Here is a 15,470-nt window from a genome sequence, read left to right on the forward strand (position 1 = left end):
TGCAATGGGAATTCTCGCAGCACTGATCATCGGTGCCATCGCCGGCTGGCTTGCGGGCAAGATTGTCCACGGGGCGGGATTTGGGCTGGTCGGCAACATCGTCGTCGGCATCATCGGCGCGCTGGTGGCGAGCTGGGTTCTGCCACAGCTGCACATCCAGCTGGCAACGGGCACAATCGGCGCCATCGTCGATGCCACGATCGGCGCGGTGATTGTGCTCGTCATCCTTTCGCTGATAAAACGGGTCTGAAAGCCTGACCGAACCAGGAACGCGCCGCGAGCGGCCGTTCGCTTGTCGTGACCGAGGCCATTGATACTGGCAATGCGTTGCGGCGACGACCAACAAGGACGCGCGATGAAATTTACCGGCACCAAGGACTATGTTGCGACCGACGATCTCAAGGTCGCCGTCAATGCTTCGATCGTGCTCGAGCGTCCGCTCCTGGTGAAGGGCGAGCCCGGCACCGGCAAGACGGTGCTGGCGGAGGAAGTGGCGAAGGCGCTGAACGCGCCGCTGCTGACCTGGCACATCAAGTCCACCACCAAGGCGCAGCAGGGCCTCTACGAATATGACGCGGTGTCGCGCCTGCGCGACAGCCAGCTCGGCGATGCGCGCGTGTCCGACATCCGGAACTACATCAAGCGCGGCAAGCTGTGGGACGCCTTCACCAGCGAGCAGCGCCCGGTGCTCCTGATCGACGAGATCGACAAGGCCGACATCGAATTTCCGAACGACCTCCTGCTCGAGCTCGATCGCATGGAATTCCATGTCTACGAGACCGGCGAGACGATCAAGGCGAAGCAGCGCCCGATCATGATGATCACCTCCAACAACGAGAAGGAGCTGCCCGACGCGTTCCTGCGCCGCTGCTTCTTCCACTACATCAAGTTCCCCGACGCCGACACGATGGGCCGCATCATCGACGTGCACTTCCCCGGCATCAAGAAGCGCCTGGTCGAGGAAGCGCTGCGCATCTTCTTTGAGGTGCGCGAGGTCCCGGGCCTGAAGAAGAAGCCGTCGACCTCGGAGCTGCTCGACTGGCTCAAGCTGCTGCTCAACGAAGACATGAGCGCCGAGCAATTGCGCGAACGCGACCCGCGCAAGCTGATTCCACCGCTGCACGGCGCGCTGCTCAAGAACGAGCAGGACGTGCATCTGTTCGAGCGGCTGGCGTTCTTGAGCCGAAGGGAAGTGTAGGCGCGCCGTAACGCGTCGCACGGTGCCGTAGGGTGGGCAAAGGCGCATAGCGCCGTGCCCACCATTCCTCCGTGATGGATGCAGATCGTGGGCACGCTTCGCTTTGCCCACCCTACGATATCGAGTGTGTCGCGAGCAGCCTCCCGCTCCCGTCATTGCGAGCGCAGCGAAGCAATCCAGTATCCCTCCACCGCAGTAGTCTGGATTGCTTCGCGGCGCTCGCAATGACGGAGCAAGGAGCAACGGCGTCGTTCTCCGCTGGCAATTCAATTTGCAGACACACCTTCGCAGCCTCGCGGCTCATCTCGCCCGAGCTTTGCTTCATTCCGTCGCCCCAAAAGAAAGAGGGCGCAGGGAAGACCGGGTGCCGACGGGCACCCGCGGTCCGCTGCGCGAAAAGCACACGCAGAGAAACCGCACAGCAGCATACAGGTGTCGCCGATCACTCGGCCTTCCCTGCGCGATGGTCGGACGGCTTATGCCGTGCTCTCCCGGGAGCCGAATTCCTTCTGGCCTCCCTCGCCCCGCGAATTGACGATGCCGTCCGCCCGGTTGGGCTCGCGCGCATCTCCGCAGCCAGCTTGACCGTAGCAACGACGGCCAGGACCACACGGTTTTGCCGTACGCAGCTCATCCGGCTTCGCCAAGAGGCTTCGCCGGACTTCAGCGCCGTTCGTCTGCACGCGGCCTCGGGCTCACAGGGACTACCCGCCCTGCCCGCACCCATCGTGCCGACGCTGCCGCGTCCACCGCAACCCGGCCCGCGTTTCGAACGACTCGCGAACCGCCCCTCTTTCGTGAGCCGGGCTGGTTCGATCTATGCCGCAATTCCGAATTTCGGTAAAGCGGAATATTTTATGGAGAGGGGTTGACGGGGTGACGGGGTGTTTTGCCCGACGGGCTACGGGCCGTGAAGCGTCGCCGCCCACTCCAGCGCCGGCAGCACCGTGCCTACGAGCAGACCATATGAGAAGGCCTTTTGAACTGGTGTGGGCCGAGGAAACCATCCTATTCCGCCCATGAAGTACATTATCGCCCAGAGGCCGGCAAGGAGGGTCCAATCGCGCCAGCCCACGCGGAGCAGCAGACCGAGCGGAATAGCGGTGCAGAGAAAGACGATGCCGCAGATGGCAATCTGGCCAACGGATTGCCGCTCAGCGCCGGATTGGGGCATTTGGCGTTTTGCCTATCGGTGAAGCGCGTAGGGCGGATTGGCCGAAGGCGTAACCGCCACGGCTCGTTTTCACATCGAAAGAAACGGTGGGTTACGCCTACGGCCGCGCTTCGCGCCGCCGCTGGCTAACCCACCCTACGAAGATATCACGCCACCGCTGCGTCCGGAATCCTTGCGGCTTCCAGCGGCTGCTTACCGCGGATGAGGTCGGAGGCGCGGTCGGCGATCATCATCGTCGACGCATTCAAATTCGCCGAGATCATGCGCGGCATGACGGAGGCGTCGATGACGCGGAGGCCTTCGAGGCCGTGGACGCGGAGGTGGTCGTCGACGACGGCCCAGGTGGAATCCGCCGGGCCCATGCGGCAGGTGCAGCCGGGGTGGAAGGTGGTGGTGCCGCGTTGGGTGGCGGCGGCTAGGAATTCGTCGTCGGTGTTGACGTTGGGGCCGGGGAAATCCTCGTAGGCGTAATAGGGCGAGAGCGGCGCACTCTTCAAGAGGCGCCGCGCCAGCTTCATGCCGCCGACGATGACGCGGCGGTCGAGCTCGGCGTCGAGATAATTGGTCTGGATGATCGGCGGCGCGAACGGATCGCTGGAGCGGATCCGGACATAGCCGCGGCTCTCGGGACGCTGCTGCCAGGACGCCACGGTCATGCCGGGCTCGTCCTCGAGCTGGCCCTGCACGCCTTCTTTGTAAGAAGCCGGCGTGAAGGTGAGCTGCAGGTCGGAGCTCTCGGCGCTCTCGCCGGAATGCCAGAAGCAATAGACCATGGTCGGCGACAGCGACAGCAGGCCCTTGCGCTGGGTCGCCCATTTCAACGCCTCGATCCACAGCGAGAAGCCGCGGCGGAGCTCGTTGATGGTCTTGATGTCCTTGACGCGCGCCACCGTGCGCGGGGCGTAATGGTCCTGCAGGCCTTCGCCGACCGGTAGCGCGTGACGCACGGCAATGCCGTGCTGCTGCAATAGGTCCGGCGAACCGATACCGGAGAGCTGCAGCAGCTGCGGCGAATTATAGCTGCCGCCGGACAGGATCACCTCCTTGTTGGCGCGCACCTCGACCGGCTGGCCGCCGCGACCGCCCTTCATGTAGCGCACGCCGACCGCGCGCTTGCCCTCGAAGATGATCTCGGTCGCGTGCGCATGCGTATGCACATGCACGTTGGGCCGCTTCATCGCCGGCTTGAGGAACGCGGTCGCGCCGGAGACGCGCAGGCCGTTGTTGATGGTGCGCTGGCAGTAGGAGACGCCTTCCTGGGTCTTGCCGTTGTAATCGGGGTTGCGGGGAATGCCGAGCGAGACCGCGCCTTCCATGAAGGCCTCGCAGAGCGGATCGCGCCAGTTCATGGTGGTGACGATGAGGCTGCCGTCGCGGCCGCGATAGGTGTCCTCGCCCTCGCCGATCCGCTTCTCCAGCCGCCGGAAGTAGGGCAGCACGTCGGCATAGCCCCAGCCGCGATTGCCCATCTGCGCCCAGGTGTCGAAATCCATGCGCTGGCCGCGATTGTAGATGTGGCCGTTGATCGAGGACGAGCCGCCGAGCGTCTTGCCGCGCGGCGCGTAGATGCTGCGCCCGCCGGTCCACGGACCGGGCTCCTGCTGGTAGGCCCAGTTGATGCTCTTCATGTGGAAGGTCTTGATGAAGCCCGCCGGCAGATGGATGTAGGGATGCCAGTCGGACGGGCCCGCCTCGAGCACGCAAACGGAGGTGTTGGGATCCTCGCTGAGCCGGCTGGTGAGCACGCAACCGGCGGAGCCCGCGCCCACGATCACATAATCATATCTATCCATGGTCCCTCGGCCGCCCCTAGCGCGGCTTGTCGTTGAGTTGAAATTCGAGATGCGCCTGCACCGTCGGCCATTCGGCGGCGGTGATGCTGTAGACGACAGTATCGCGCAGCGTGCCGTTCGGCGCGATCTGATGGCTGCGCAGGATACCGTCCTGCTTGGCGCCCAGGCGCTCGATGGCGCGGCGGCTCTGGTGGTTGAAGAAATGCGTGCGGAACTCGACCGCGATGCAGTTCAGAGTCTCGAAGGCATGGCGCAGCAGCAGCAGCTTGCACTGCGTGTTGAGCGGGCCGCGCTGCGCGCTCTTGCCATACCAGGTCGAGCCGATCTCGACGCGGCGGTTGGTGGCATCGATGTTCATGTAGGTGGTCATGCCGACGATCTTGCCGCCGGCATCGAACACGGTGAAGGGCAGCATCGAGCCCGCGGCCTGCAGGCCTAAGCGGCGGTCGATCTCCTTGCCCATGTTCTCCGGCAGCGGGATTGCGGTGTACCACAGCTTCGACAGCTCGCCGTCCTTGACCGCCTCGACCAGCCCTTCGCGATGGTCATGCGACAGCGGCTCGAGACGGGCATGCTGTCCGCGCAGGGTGACGGGATCGGGCCAGGGCATTGAAGTCTCTCTCCGTTGTCATTGCGAGGAGCGAAGCGAGGAAGCAATCCAGACTGTCACCGCGGACGCATTCCTGGATTGCTTCGCTTCGCTCGCAATGACGGTCACTAGCACCGTTTACTTGTTTAGGAAATTGAGCGGCAATCCGCCGCGCGGCCAGTCCATGGCGATCAGCTCGCCCTTGCCCGACAGCGTGATGTAGGCGGTCTTCAGCTCGGGGCCGCCGAAGGCGATGTTGGTGGTGACGCGGTCGCCGGTCGGAACCTGTTCCACCAGGGTGCCGTCGGGCGCGATCACCGAGATGCAGCCGGAGACGAGCGTGGCGACACAGACATTGCCGTTCGCTTCCACCGCGAGCGAGTCGAACATCTGGTAGCCGCCAAGGCCGCAGATCGGCTGGCCGCGCTCGCCGCGATAGATCGGATCGCGCGGCTTGAGCGTGCCCGGCGCCGAGAGCTCATAGGCCCAAAGCCGCCCGGTCGGCGTCTCCGCGATGTAGACCGTATTCTCGTCCGGCGACAGGCCGATGCCGTTCGCCGGCAATACGCCATGCACGATTTCGACGATCTCGCTCATGCCGGGCTTGAGGTAATACATGCCGCCGACGTCCATCTCGCGCGCGCGCCGCTTGCCGAGGTCGGAGAACCAGAGTCCGCCGTGCTTGTCGAAGACGAGGTCGTTCGGCCCGCGCAGATCGTGCGCGCCACATTTGGTCACGACGGTCTCGACCTTGCCGGACTGCAGGTCGACGCGCTGGATCGCGCCGCCGAGATAATCGTCCGGCTGCGGGCCGGGCATGATCATCTTGCCGGCCGGAATCCAGGAGAAGCCGCCATTGTTGCAGACGTAGATCTTGCCGTCGGGTCCGAGCGCGGCGCCATTCGGGCCGCCGGGAATCTTCGCCACGATCTCCTTGCGGCCGTCGGGATAGACGCGCGTCAGGCGCTGTCCCCGGATCTCCACCAGCACCACCGAACCGTCCGGCATCACGACCGGCCCTTCGGGAAATTCGAGGTCGGTGGCGAGAACGCGGACGCTGGACATTGGAGACCCTCCCGGCGGCTTGTTATGGCTTGCACGGGATGTCCGGCTCGGGCCCCCGCAGGCAAGATTTGCCTGCGGTTATGGCAAAGTCGCCGGGGCTTGCCAAGCAAGCGGGACGGTATGCCAGCGTTGCGTGTTACTCTCGCACCGGTATCCAGATTTCAAAGCCGCCATGGCCGGTCGCGGGATCGAATTTCTCGTCATAGCGCTCGAAGTTGGGCGCGTCCGCGGCTTTCAGGCCAGACGCCGGCAGCCATTGATTCCAGATCGTGTTGACGGTGCGCCGGATCGAGGCGACGTGATCCTTGTGCGTGAACACCGCATAGCGCTGCTCCGGAATGCGGATGCGACCGAAGCGGCGCGGCAGGTCGGAGAAATCGGCGACCTCGACGCCGGCAATGTAATCGAAATTGCCGGCATCATCGCCGTTGCAGCAGACGCCGTAGGCGATGTTGCCGACGCGCGCGGGAATGTCGGCGACCTCCCGATTGAAGCGCTGCCATAGACCGGGGATCATGGCACCGTTGTCGCAGGAGATGCGCTCGGCGGGGCCGGCGACGAGGAAGGCCTTTGCCGTCTCGAAGCGCGGTGGGGCGAGAGTATCGAGCATGGTGGAATCCATGAGGATCGGCTCCTGTAGCCTGAGCTGGTTGACGCACGCTGCCGCCCTCACCGCTTCGGGCGTGGTGCCGAATTGGTCGCGGAACGCGCGGGTGAAAGCTTCGTGCGAGCCGTAATCCGCCTCCAGTGCCAGCGACAGGATGTCAGGTGCGCCCTTTGCCAGACTGCGCGCCGCCTCCGTCAGCCGCCGCGCGCGCACGTAGCGCATCACCGGCAGACCGACGGCTGCGGCAAACGCACGCACAATGTGGAACCGCGACACGCCCGAGATCGCAGCGATCTCGTCGAGCGTCATCGGCTCGGCCAGATGGCTCTCGATATACCAGAGCGCGCGCTGGGCTGGATTCATGGCGGTTCAGGCTCTCGTTCGAAGCGCGGTGATGATGCGCCGATCGGCATCACTTTGCTTGATCGGCATTGCTGTCGTTTGCATGAGGATAGCCGGTCAATGGAAGCTGGCAACGCCCCGGTGTTCGTGGCTACACTCGCCGAAACCGCTCACGAGAAAGAGGAACCGGGTCATGGAAATCACCGATGTGCGGGCGCACCATATCCGTATCCCCTATGATGCCGGTGTCGCGAGCTTCCGCCAGGGCGCTTCCGCCATCACCGCACTCGACATGGTCCTCGTCGAGGTCACGACCGATGCCGGGCTGACCGGCTGGGGCGATGCTTTCGCCTATGTCTGCCCGCGCACGACGCGCAGCGCGGTCGAGGAGATGATCGCACCGCAGGCCCGCGGGCTGGAGGTGCCCGATGCCGCCGGCATCCCCGCCGTGATGGAGCAGATCCAGCGCAATTTGCATCTGTTCGGCCGCTACGGCATCACCATGTTCGCGATCTCCGGGCTCGATATCGCGCTGTGGGACCTCGCCGCAAAGATCAAGGGCGTGCCGCTGCACCGCCTGCTGGGCAAGATCAGGCGCCCGGCGATCCCGGCTTACGCGAGCCTGCTCCGGATCGGCTCGCCCGACAACATCGCCGCCGAATGCAGGAAGGCGCTCACGCTCGGCTATGGCGCGATCAAGCTGCACGAGACCACGACGCCTGCGGTGCTTGCCGCGCGCGAAGCGATCGGTCCCAACATTCCACTGATGGTCGACATGAACTGCCCGCTGACCGGGGAGCAGGCGATCGCTTTCGCGGCGACATGCCGCGACGCGCAGCCGATGTTCCTGGAAGAGCCGGTCTGGCCGCCGGAAGACTTCGCCACGCTTGCCGAGGTGCGCAGCAAGAGCGGGCTCGGAATTGCCGCCGGCGAGAATGCCTGCACCGAATATCAATTCCGCCAGATGATGGAAGCGGGCGCGGTCAGCCACGCCCAGCCGTCAGTCATCAAGGTCGGCGGCATCACGGAATTCCTGAAGGTCGCAGGCTTGGCCGATCGGCTCGGCATCAGGATCGTGCCGCACTCGCCTTACTTTGGCCCGGGCCTGCTGGCGACGCTGCATCTGCTCGCGACGCGCGACGACGGGCTGGTCGAGATGTTCTATTTAAAGCGCGAAGCCTGCCTCTGGGGCGGCCGCGCCGATGTCGATGAAAGCGGCCATGTCGCGGTGCCGGCGGGTCCCGGGCTCGGCTACGAGCCCGATCGTGGCGTGATGGAGCGATATCGCGTCGCGTGATCGACGCGCCTATTTCGCAGCATCCTTCGCCGGCGGCGCGTCCTGCTTCTTCTTCAGATCCTCAGTGGTCTTCGCCTGCGCGGCCTGGAGATCGAGAAGCGTCTTCTGCAGGCCGGCGATGGCTGTCTTCAGCGCATCGATCTGGCGATTGGCAACATCCAGCTTTTGCTGATGGTCGAGGCTGAGCTTGGTGATCGTCTTCTGCAGGAAGTCGACATTGCTCTGGAGGCAGCTGGTGCGGCGCTCCATGGTTTTCTCGACCGTGCAGATCTCGATGCCGGGCACGTCCTGCGCGAGCACCGGCAGAGGCGCCAGCGTGGCGAGCAGCAACATTGCGAAACAAACTTCGGCGTTTCGAAGCAGCATGAAAGTTCCTCGGCCAGTCGATCACATCAATGTGCGCTGTTTGCGCGCTGCAGCGTGAGGCTACCACACTCGCACCGCATTCTCGCGTTGAGCTTGGGCCCGTTCCCCTGGGACGGGGAGCAGTGAACCGCATGCGGGAGAAGTGGGCGCTCTCCGCGGCTTTGTTTAGGGGAGATTTTTGGAATGGCAACGCGCGATAGACGTTTGGCGGAATTCGACGGCGCCGGAGAACCACCGCCGGGCCTGCCACTTGAAGTGCTGTGCGAGGATCACAGCGGGACGTATCAACTGCCGTTCGCCTGCCGCTATGTCGAAGGACGCTGGCAAAACCACGAGGCCGGGATTGCGGTGGAAGCAACCGTGATCGGCTGGCGCCTGCCGCGCCTGAAGCAGCGCGGGGCCGCCTGAAGGCGGTGTCTGTTTCAAAATGCGACGGGGCCGCGCTGCGCTTTAACCTTCGGAACGCGGCCCGAACGAATCACGTCCGAATCAGCCGAAGCGCCTTGTACGCACCTGTTCACGGCTAGATCTCGCTGCGGTTCGGCAGGCGCGCACAATATCTGCGCAGCCGGCCGGATCGCAGGCGCCTGTCGCCGGGTCCAAAGGTTAATTGTTGCAAGGGCATAGCGCCGCGGTCCGCAGCGGAGGGCCGCCGCCCTCGAAACAGGCACAGCCGTGCAACGCCTGCCTAATATTCGACCTCGAGCTCCTCGATCTCGGCCGGCTCCTCCTTCGCCGCCGCGACCCATTCCTGCATCTCGGGCATGGCCATGATGGTGTCGGCATAGGCCTTGAGCGGCGGTGCGAGCTTGACGTCATAGGTCACGAAGCGCGTTACGACGGGAGCGTACATCGCATCCGCCATGGTGCGCTTCTCGCCAAACAGGAAGGGACCGCCCGATTTCTCCAGGCAGTCGCGCCAGATGAACCAGACCCGGTCGATATCGGCCTGCGCCCGCGACCAGATCTTGAAGCCGGGAAAGTGCCCCTTCAGGTTGACCGGCAGCGAGGCGCGCAGCGTGGTGAAGCCGGAATGGATTTCGCCCGAGATCGAGCGGCAATGGGCGCGCTGGATGCGGTCGGCCGGCAACAGGCCGGCGTCCGGCATGACCTCGTTGAGATATTCGGCAATCGCCAGCGTGTCCCAGACCACGGCGCTCTCGTGCCGCAGGCACGGCACCAGGATCGAGGACGACAGCAGCAGGATCTCCGCACGCGCCGACGGATCGTCCGGCGCGGTGACGATCTCCTCGAAATCGAGCCCGGAGAATTTCGTCAGCAGCCAGCCACGCAGCGACCAGGACGAGTAGTTCTTGCTGCTGATGGTCAGTGTCGCCTTCGCCATAGAGCCCTTCCCTCACGCCTGGGCAACGCACCGCCGCGCGTGCGTGCCCGTGATCTGTGCCTACCCGACCGGGGCGCAGCAAGCGACGTGCCAATTTTCCGGGCGGTCCGGCTCCCGTCTGGCTTCGATATTGCATCACGACAGGAGGCAAGTGGGCGCTTCAGTATGATGTCGATGTATTATCAGGCTTTTCAGAACCACATGGACCTGACGGCGCCATGGCGCGCGGGGGCTTCGTCCGCACTCAAATTCCTCAATCTGGTGCCTCAGGGCTCATCGGACCAAGTGGTCGGCCGGCTTTCGGCCGCGCTGGAGCTGATCTCGCGCTCCACCCTCACCTATGACCGTCCCGCCTACGGCATCGACAGCGTCATGGTGGGCAACCGCGAGGTCGCGGTCAGCGAGGAGATCGCCTACGCGACGCCGTTCGGCTCGCTGCTGCACTTCAGGAAACACGGCGTGGCCGAGCAGCCGCGCATGCTGCTGGTTGCGCCGATGTCCGGACACTTCGCCACGCTCCTGCGCGGCACCGTGAAGACGCTGCTGCAGGACCACGACGTCTACATCACCGACTGGCACAATCCGCGCGACATCCCGCGCAGCGAGGGCCGCTTCGGGCTCGACGACTACACCGAGCACCTGATCGACTTCCTCGGGCAGCTCGGGCCGCGCCCGCACATGGTGGCGATCTGCCAGCCGTCCGTCTCCGCGCTCGCGGCCGCCGCGATCATGTGCGAGGACAACCATCCCTCCCGCCCGGCGACGCTGACGCTGATGGCCGGCCCGATCGACACACGGATCCAGCCGACCAGGGTCAACGAATTCGCCAAGAGCAAGCCGATCGAATGGTTCGAGCGCAATCTGATCAACTACGTGCCGGTGCAGTGCCGCGGCGCTCTGCGCAAGGTCTATCCCGGCTTCGTGCAGCTCACCGCCTTCGTCTCGATGAATCTCGAGCGCCACATCAAGCAGCATCTCGACCTCGCCAACCACATTGCCAAGGGCGAGAAGGAGAAGGCCGCGACCATCAAGACCTTCTACGACGAATATTTCGCCGTGATGGATCTGCCGGCCGAATTCTACATCGAGACCGTGCGCGACGTGTTCCAGGAGCATCTCCTGCCGCAAGGCAAGCTGATGCATCGCGGCCGTCCGGTGAACACCAGGGCGGTCAGCCGCATGGGGCTGATGACGGTCGAGGGCGAGAAGGACGACATCTGCTCGATCGGCCAGACGCTCGCCGCCCAGGACCTCTGCACCGGCGTACGCGCCTATCGCCGCGTCCACCACATGCAGGCCGGCGTCGGCCATTACGGCGTGTTCTCCGGCAAGCGCTGGAACAACGAGATCTATCCGCTGCTGCGGGATTTCGTGCACGTGAATTCGTGAGGCGCACGCCGCGGCGCACGAGAGCTACTCTTCAAGCTCGTATCGCGCTGGGCCACGCGATGATTTGCCCTGACATCACAAGGCGGTTGCGCCCGCTCTCCTTGGCGGCGTAGAGCGCCTTATCCGCGGCCGCTATCAACGACGTGAAATCAGCATTATCGCCGAACGACATATGTGTGGCGCCACCAATACTGAGGGTGACCTGCTTGGATGGCGGGTTGAGCGCGTGCAGGATGCCGAGGTCTTGAATCGCTTGCCGGATTCGCTCGCCGACCTGCTCGCACCCTCCCGTGTCCGTATTTGGTAGCAGCAAGGCGAATTCCTCACCACCATACCGAGCGGCCAAGTCTGCTGGCCGCCGGGCCTGTTCTGCCAGGACCCCGGCGACCGAGCGGAGACATGCATCGCCCGCCTGATGCCCGTACTGATCATTGAAACTCTTGAAATGATCGACATCCATCAGCAACAGTGACAGAGGCCTTCCTTCGCGCCTGGCGCGGTCCCATTCCGCCTCTAGCCGCTCGTCGAAGTGTCTGCGGTTTGCCAAGTCCGTCAGGCCATCCGAACTGGCGAGAGCTGCCAGCTTATCCTCCAGGTCCTTACGTTCGGTCATGTCGCGCGAGATCGCCACCACGCCGTTGATGTCTCCACTCTGCGCACTCCTGGCGACGCGCAGCGCGGTTTCGATCCAGACCTCGCCTTTCTCGCGATGCCGAGTGCGATAAGTGATTCTCGCCTCCTCGGCTTCGCCGTTCATCAACGCGGAGATCGTCTCCTCAACCCGCGCCAGATCCGCCGGATTTATGCCGGCGAGGGCCGACGTATCCACCAATTCGTTCGGAGCCCAGCCGAGGACTCGCGCGCTGGACGGCGACGTATAGAGAATCCGTCCATCGACCGCTATACGCATGACCATGTCTCCCGACTGCTCCGCGAGGAGACGAAAATCCGCCTCCTTGGCGATCAGAGCAGCGGCCATCTTCTGCCGCATGTGCAACTGGCGCACCAGCCAAACCCCTGCAACAGCGAGCCCTCCTATCAGTCCCAGCACCGCAACCACGCGCGTCAGCGCCGCTTTGCGCCAGGGGGCCAAGACGTCGTCTTCCGATTCCGTCGCAACCACGACAACAGGGTAGCGACTGCTGAGTTGATAAAAGCTCAGACGCCGAACGCCGTCGAGAGGCGACGTGAAGTAGTAGACGTCCGCACTTGGCCGCTCGCGGAAATTCCTAAAAAGCGGTGCATTCGACAGATCGCGACCCGTATATCCGTTGTCCGGGCTACGCGCGAGGACAACGCCCTTCGCGGTCGCCAGTGCAATTGAGCCGTTCTGGCCAACGTCGAATCCGCGATAGAATTGCAAAAAATAGTCGACATCGATCGTGGTAAGAGCCACTCCGGCAAAACTGCCGTCAGGATGATCGAAGCGCCTTGACGCTGTGATGATCCATTGCCCCCCCGATCTGCTCCTCACTGGGCCCCCAATGAAGGTTCCTCGCTCAGCCACGGCGCGATGATGCTGGAAATACTCGCGGTCGCTGTTGTTGAGGCCGGCGAAATCCACGGGCTCGCTGGTTGCGAGCCAGCGGCCGGTCTCGTCATAGACGAACACAGCTCGAATCCGGTTCGCGGCTTTGCGCCGGGAAAGAAAGGTCTGAATCTTCGCGATCGCCGCCGGGCTGGTCCCCTCGAGTTCGAGTTGGCCGACCAACACATTGAGAACGGTGTCCGCGAGTTCGAACGTATCGTCCGCGTGTTGCGTCACCGAGCGGGCCAGATTGGCCACGTCTGTTTCGGAGCCCTTCAGCAGCGTCTGTCGCTGGGACCACTCCCGCCAGCCGCTGAGCGCGACAATCGCCAAGCAAGCGACCGCCACGAACGCGGAGGCCCAGAGCGTCAGACGCCCCTTCCGAAGATCGCTGCGGTGATCGATCAAGAGATGCTCCCTGCACCCTCAACCCGTAAACGCCTTGGGCTAAAGGATGGTTGCTCGTTCCGCTTGTGATTTTTTGGGAGAACACCGGAAGGAGATTGACGGCATCGATGAGCGGCTTGACCGTCGATCGATAGCGCATGGACTGGTCCGGCGAGAAGGACAACACAGCAATCAACTCGGCGCGACGGCTTCGATTACTGTGCCGGCCACTCGGCCAAAGCCAGGTTCAGTAAAACTCGTCGGATGCAGGCTTCGAGCTCCGGCAAGAACTGCAAAATCGTCTGTCCGCGGTTGAGGCCGAATGACCATGCTCTCTGCCGGCAGACGCTCGGTCGGCGAGACCGACGCGGGCTTCGCGCCGCCTGCAACAATGTGGGGCAACGGTGCGGCCATCAACCAGATGTTCTTAAGCATCGCCCTATTCACCGAGCACGCGACGACACCTTTCCGCTTCAGACGGGCGACGGTAAAGAGCTTGCGGATCAGCAGGTCTCGTTCAAGCGACTGCGGCAATTTGAACTGCACCCCGATGAGCCGGCCCCTTTGTTGCGCAATCACCGCATCGACCCATCCGACCTGCATGATGTGCACGCGCAGCGGTTCTCCGGCGCGAGGACAGTCAATACCGGAGCCAAGCAGAACGCCGGCGCCAGAGAGGGAGATGTTGCTCACGCGTCCAGAAAGCTGCTCGCCGGTCACGGTCTGGATCAAGATAGTTTCGTCGATGTCGAAACGCTCCTCGGTACGTCCCATCCGCGCCTGCAGCGAGGTCATGCAGACGAAGAAAAGCACGACGATGTTCACGACCGACCAGAAGGCGACCATCGGTAGAGCGGCCGGATGATCGATGATGCGCCATTCCGGGATCGTGTTCAGAACCACACCGACAACCGTCAACGCCATCAAGACCGCCGACGGCCAGAATATCTCCGCAGCGTAACTTGCGCGCCGCGCGGCAGCCCCCTTCGGCGTCACCCTGAACGCATGTCCCGCCGGCTTGACGAGAGTCCCCAGCACCGTCGGCAATATCTTGAAGCTCTGGATCGTCGCCGACACCTGAGCGGCGAGCGGAAAATGCACGTGCGGCGCGAACCAGGAGATGCCGCCGTTGAGCGCCAGGATCGCGGGGAACAAGTAGTAGAACACCGATTCGGGGGTGACATCGACGACAGGCGCCAAGCCGGTCCACATGAACACGATCGGAACCACCACGACCATGAGCGCCCGCAAGCCCAATGAGAGCCAATGCGTCGGAAAGAAGAGGAGCCGATGCATCAAGCCCAGTCCGGGGCCGAGCGGACCGGCGGCGAGGTACAGCGTCTGAATCGCGCCACGCGCCCAGCGTTGCCGCTGCACGAAAAAGGCATCAAGGCTTTCCGGCGCCAGTCCAATCGCCAGCGGTTCGCAGAGATAGCGGGTGACGTATCCCTTGCGCAGCAGGACGAGCGTCAGCAGGATGTCTTCCGTAATGGACTGGGTCGGCAAGGCATCGCCTACCGCGCGGAGTGCTGCGCGACGCGTGACGGAGTTGGACCCACAACAAAAGGCACCATCCCAGCCGTCGCGCGCGGGCATGATGGAATCGAAGAAGAACCGTTGCTCGTCCGGCAGTCCCCTGTGCAGGCCGAGATTCGCCTGCATCGGGTCCTCATTGTAGAAGGCGTGCGGGATCTGAACGATTCCGACCTTTGGATCAGCGAAGAAGCCCATCGTGCGCATCAGGAAATTGCGCTGCGGCACGAAATCCGCATCAAAGATCGCGAAGAACTCGCCGCTCGTCTTGGTCAGGGCATGATTGATATTGCCGGCCTTGGCATTCAAATTGTCGGCGCGCGTGAGATAGCCGGCGCCCTTTTGCGTGCAGAGTGCCCTGAGCCAAGGCCTGCGACCATCATCCAAGACCCACACCTGGACGTTCGGATAGTCCAGGCACAGCGCGCCGGTGATCGTCTTTTCCAGCACCTCGAATGGCTCGTCGTAGGTCGGAATAAAGACGTCGACCGAGGGCAGCTCATCATCCGGCAGGCTGCGAAGCCGACGCTCGTGCTGATCTGCTTCGCTTCGGCGATCGGTCCTGCGAAGGAACGTCAGATAGAGAATGAACTGATCTGTGAAAGTCAGAAGCTCGACGAACAGACAGAACCAGATCCAGCCGACCTGATACCAGGTCCCGCTTGCCGGCAGCACCGTGGTGAAAATACGCCATTCGAGATAGTGGGCAACCACAAGCCAAACCACAACAAAGACCGCAAGACGCGCCCAAGGGCGCGCGACCGGAAAGGTCGGCGCCAACAGATACATCGCAGCAAAGATGCCCAGCATCGGCGCGAACAGCTGAGAGAGAGGCAGAGTCATGGCTTGCATGGAAC

13 protein-coding genes are annotated in these 15,470 nt (G+C 63.5%); 5 read left to right on the forward strand and 8 right to left on the reverse strand.

The genetic code is table 11. The annotated features are described in order from the left end of the window. Positions 1–4 precede the first annotated feature (4 nt). Both I6F21_RS01520 and I6F21_RS01525 read left to right on the forward strand, forming a co-directional pair. The gene (locus tag I6F21_RS01520; protein WP_008559660.1) at positions 5–250 is read left to right on the forward strand and encodes a GlsB/YeaQ/YmgE family stress response membrane protein; all 246 of its coding nucleotides are present in this window, start codon (positions 5–7) and stop codon (positions 248–250) included. Positions 251–355: 105 nt separating this feature from the next. Next, positions 356–1,198, forward strand: coding sequence for a MoxR family ATPase (locus I6F21_RS01525; RefSeq protein ID WP_036013181.1), 843 nt, complete (start codon positions 356–358; stop codon positions 1,196–1,198). A gap of 1,320 nt (positions 1,199–2,518) precedes the next feature. Here I6F21_RS01525 and I6F21_RS01530 read toward each other — a convergent pair. From I6F21_RS01530 to I6F21_RS01545, 4 genes are all read right to left on the reverse strand, one after another. Beyond that, positions 2,519–4,165, reverse strand: a complete 1,647-nt coding sequence (locus I6F21_RS01530) for a GMC family oxidoreductase N-terminal domain-containing protein (protein WP_225182704.1) — start codon at positions 4,163–4,165, stop codon at positions 2,519–2,521. Between the two features lie 16 nt (positions 4,166–4,181). After that, complete coding sequence (locus I6F21_RS01535; protein ID WP_109144724.1) at positions 4,182–4,775, reverse strand: GNAT family protein; 594 nt, start codon at positions 4,773–4,775, stop codon at positions 4,182–4,184. 117 nt (positions 4,776–4,892) lie between these two features. Beyond that, the gene (locus I6F21_RS01540; RefSeq protein ID WP_036013170.1) at positions 4,893–5,819 is read right to left on the reverse strand and encodes an SMP-30/gluconolactonase/LRE family protein; all 927 of its coding nucleotides are present in this window, start codon (positions 5,817–5,819) and stop codon (positions 4,893–4,895) included. 136 nt (positions 5,820–5,955) lie between these two features. Beyond that, complete coding sequence (locus tag I6F21_RS01545; protein ID WP_225182705.1) at positions 5,956–6,789, reverse strand: AraC family transcriptional regulator; 834 nt, start codon at positions 6,787–6,789, stop codon at positions 5,956–5,958. Between the two features lie 172 nt (positions 6,790–6,961). Here I6F21_RS01545 and I6F21_RS01550 point away from each other — a divergent pair, with 172 nt between their 5' ends. Beyond that, positions 6,962–8,065: a mandelate racemase/muconate lactonizing enzyme family protein gene (locus I6F21_RS01550; protein ID WP_225182706.1), complete on the forward strand. Its 1,104-nt coding sequence runs from the start codon at positions 6,962–6,964 to the stop codon at positions 8,063–8,065. A gap of 9 nt (positions 8,066–8,074) precedes the next feature. Here I6F21_RS01550 and I6F21_RS01555 read toward each other — a convergent pair whose 3' ends face one another. Beyond that, positions 8,075–8,431, reverse strand: coding sequence for a hypothetical protein (locus I6F21_RS01555; RefSeq protein WP_225182707.1), 357 nt, complete (start codon positions 8,429–8,431; stop codon positions 8,075–8,077). Between the two features lie 183 nt (positions 8,432–8,614). On the opposite strand from I6F21_RS01555, the gene I6F21_RS01560 reads away from it, so the two are divergent. Next, positions 8,615–8,839 carry a hypothetical protein gene (locus tag I6F21_RS01560; RefSeq protein WP_036028537.1) on the forward strand — a complete coding sequence of 75 codons (225 nt, stop codon included), beginning with the start codon at positions 8,615–8,617 and terminating at the stop codon, positions 8,837–8,839. 280 nt (positions 8,840–9,119) lie between these two features. Here the strand turns inward: I6F21_RS01560 and I6F21_RS01565 are convergent, their stop codons facing one another. Further along, positions 9,120–9,776 (reverse strand): glutathione S-transferase family protein, encoded by a 657-nt coding sequence (locus tag I6F21_RS01565; protein ID WP_036013147.1) that lies wholly within the window; start codon positions 9,774–9,776, stop codon positions 9,120–9,122. A 165-nt stretch (positions 9,777–9,941) separates the two neighbouring features. Between I6F21_RS01565 and phaZ the strand changes: the two genes are divergently transcribed. Continuing rightward, entirely contained in the window at positions 9,942–11,165 is a 1,224-nt protein-coding gene (gene phaZ, locus I6F21_RS01570; protein WP_085969180.1) for a polyhydroxyalkanoate depolymerase, read from the forward strand. Positions 11,166–11,196: 31 nt separating this feature from the next. Here phaZ and I6F21_RS01575 read toward each other — a convergent pair whose 3' ends face one another. Next, a complete protein-coding gene (locus I6F21_RS01575) occupies positions 11,197–13,101 on the reverse strand; it encodes a diguanylate cyclase (RefSeq protein WP_225182708.1) in 1,905 nt (634 codons plus the stop codon). Between the two features lie 171 nt (positions 13,102–13,272). Beyond that, entirely contained in the window at positions 13,273–15,465 is a 2,193-nt protein-coding gene (locus I6F21_RS01580; protein WP_225182709.1) for a glycosyltransferase, read from the reverse strand. Positions 15,466–15,470 lie beyond the last annotated feature (5 nt).

This window comes from Bradyrhizobium sp. NBAIM03 (assembly GCF_020194055.1).
GTDB lineage: Bacteria > Pseudomonadota > Alphaproteobacteria > Rhizobiales > Xanthobacteraceae > Bradyrhizobium > Bradyrhizobium yuanmingense.

Excerpts from the sequence above, each read along its gene's own strand:
- I6F21_RS01520 (WP_008559660.1), top strand. The coding sequence starts at position 5 with ATGGGAATTCTCGCAGCACTGATCATCGGTGCCATCGCCGGCTGGCTT.
- I6F21_RS01525 (WP_036013181.1), top strand. The coding sequence starts at position 356 with ATGAAATTTACCGGCACCAAGGACTATGTTGCGACCGACGATCTCAAG.
- I6F21_RS01530 (WP_225182704.1), bottom strand. The coding sequence starts at position 4,165 with ATGGATAGATATGATTATGTGATCGTGGGCGCGGGCTCCGCCGGTTGC.
- I6F21_RS01535 (WP_109144724.1), bottom strand. The coding sequence starts at position 4,775 with ATGCCCTGGCCCGATCCCGTCACCCTGCGCGGACAGCATGCCCGTCTC.
- I6F21_RS01540 (WP_036013170.1), bottom strand. The coding sequence starts at position 5,819 with ATGTCCAGCGTCCGCGTTCTCGCCACCGACCTCGAATTTCCCGAAGGG.
- I6F21_RS01545 (WP_225182705.1), bottom strand. The coding sequence starts at position 6,789 with ATGAATCCAGCCCAGCGCGCGCTCTGGTATATCGAGAGCCATCTGGCC.
- I6F21_RS01550 (WP_225182706.1), top strand. The coding sequence starts at position 6,962 with ATGGAAATCACCGATGTGCGGGCGCACCATATCCGTATCCCCTATGAT.
- I6F21_RS01555 (WP_225182707.1), bottom strand. The coding sequence starts at position 8,431 with ATGCTGCTTCGAAACGCCGAAGTTTGTTTCGCAATGTTGCTGCTCGCC.
- I6F21_RS01560 (WP_036028537.1), top strand. The coding sequence starts at position 8,615 with ATGGCAACGCGCGATAGACGTTTGGCGGAATTCGACGGCGCCGGAGAA.
- I6F21_RS01565 (WP_036013147.1), bottom strand. The coding sequence starts at position 9,776 with ATGGCGAAGGCGACACTGACCATCAGCAGCAAGAACTACTCGTCCTGG.
- phaZ (WP_085969180.1), top strand. The coding sequence starts at position 9,942 with ATGATGTCGATGTATTATCAGGCTTTTCAGAACCACATGGACCTGACG.
- I6F21_RS01580 (WP_225182709.1), bottom strand. The coding sequence starts at position 15,465 with ATGCAAGCCATGACTCTGCCTCTCTCTCAGCTGTTCGCGCCGATGCTG.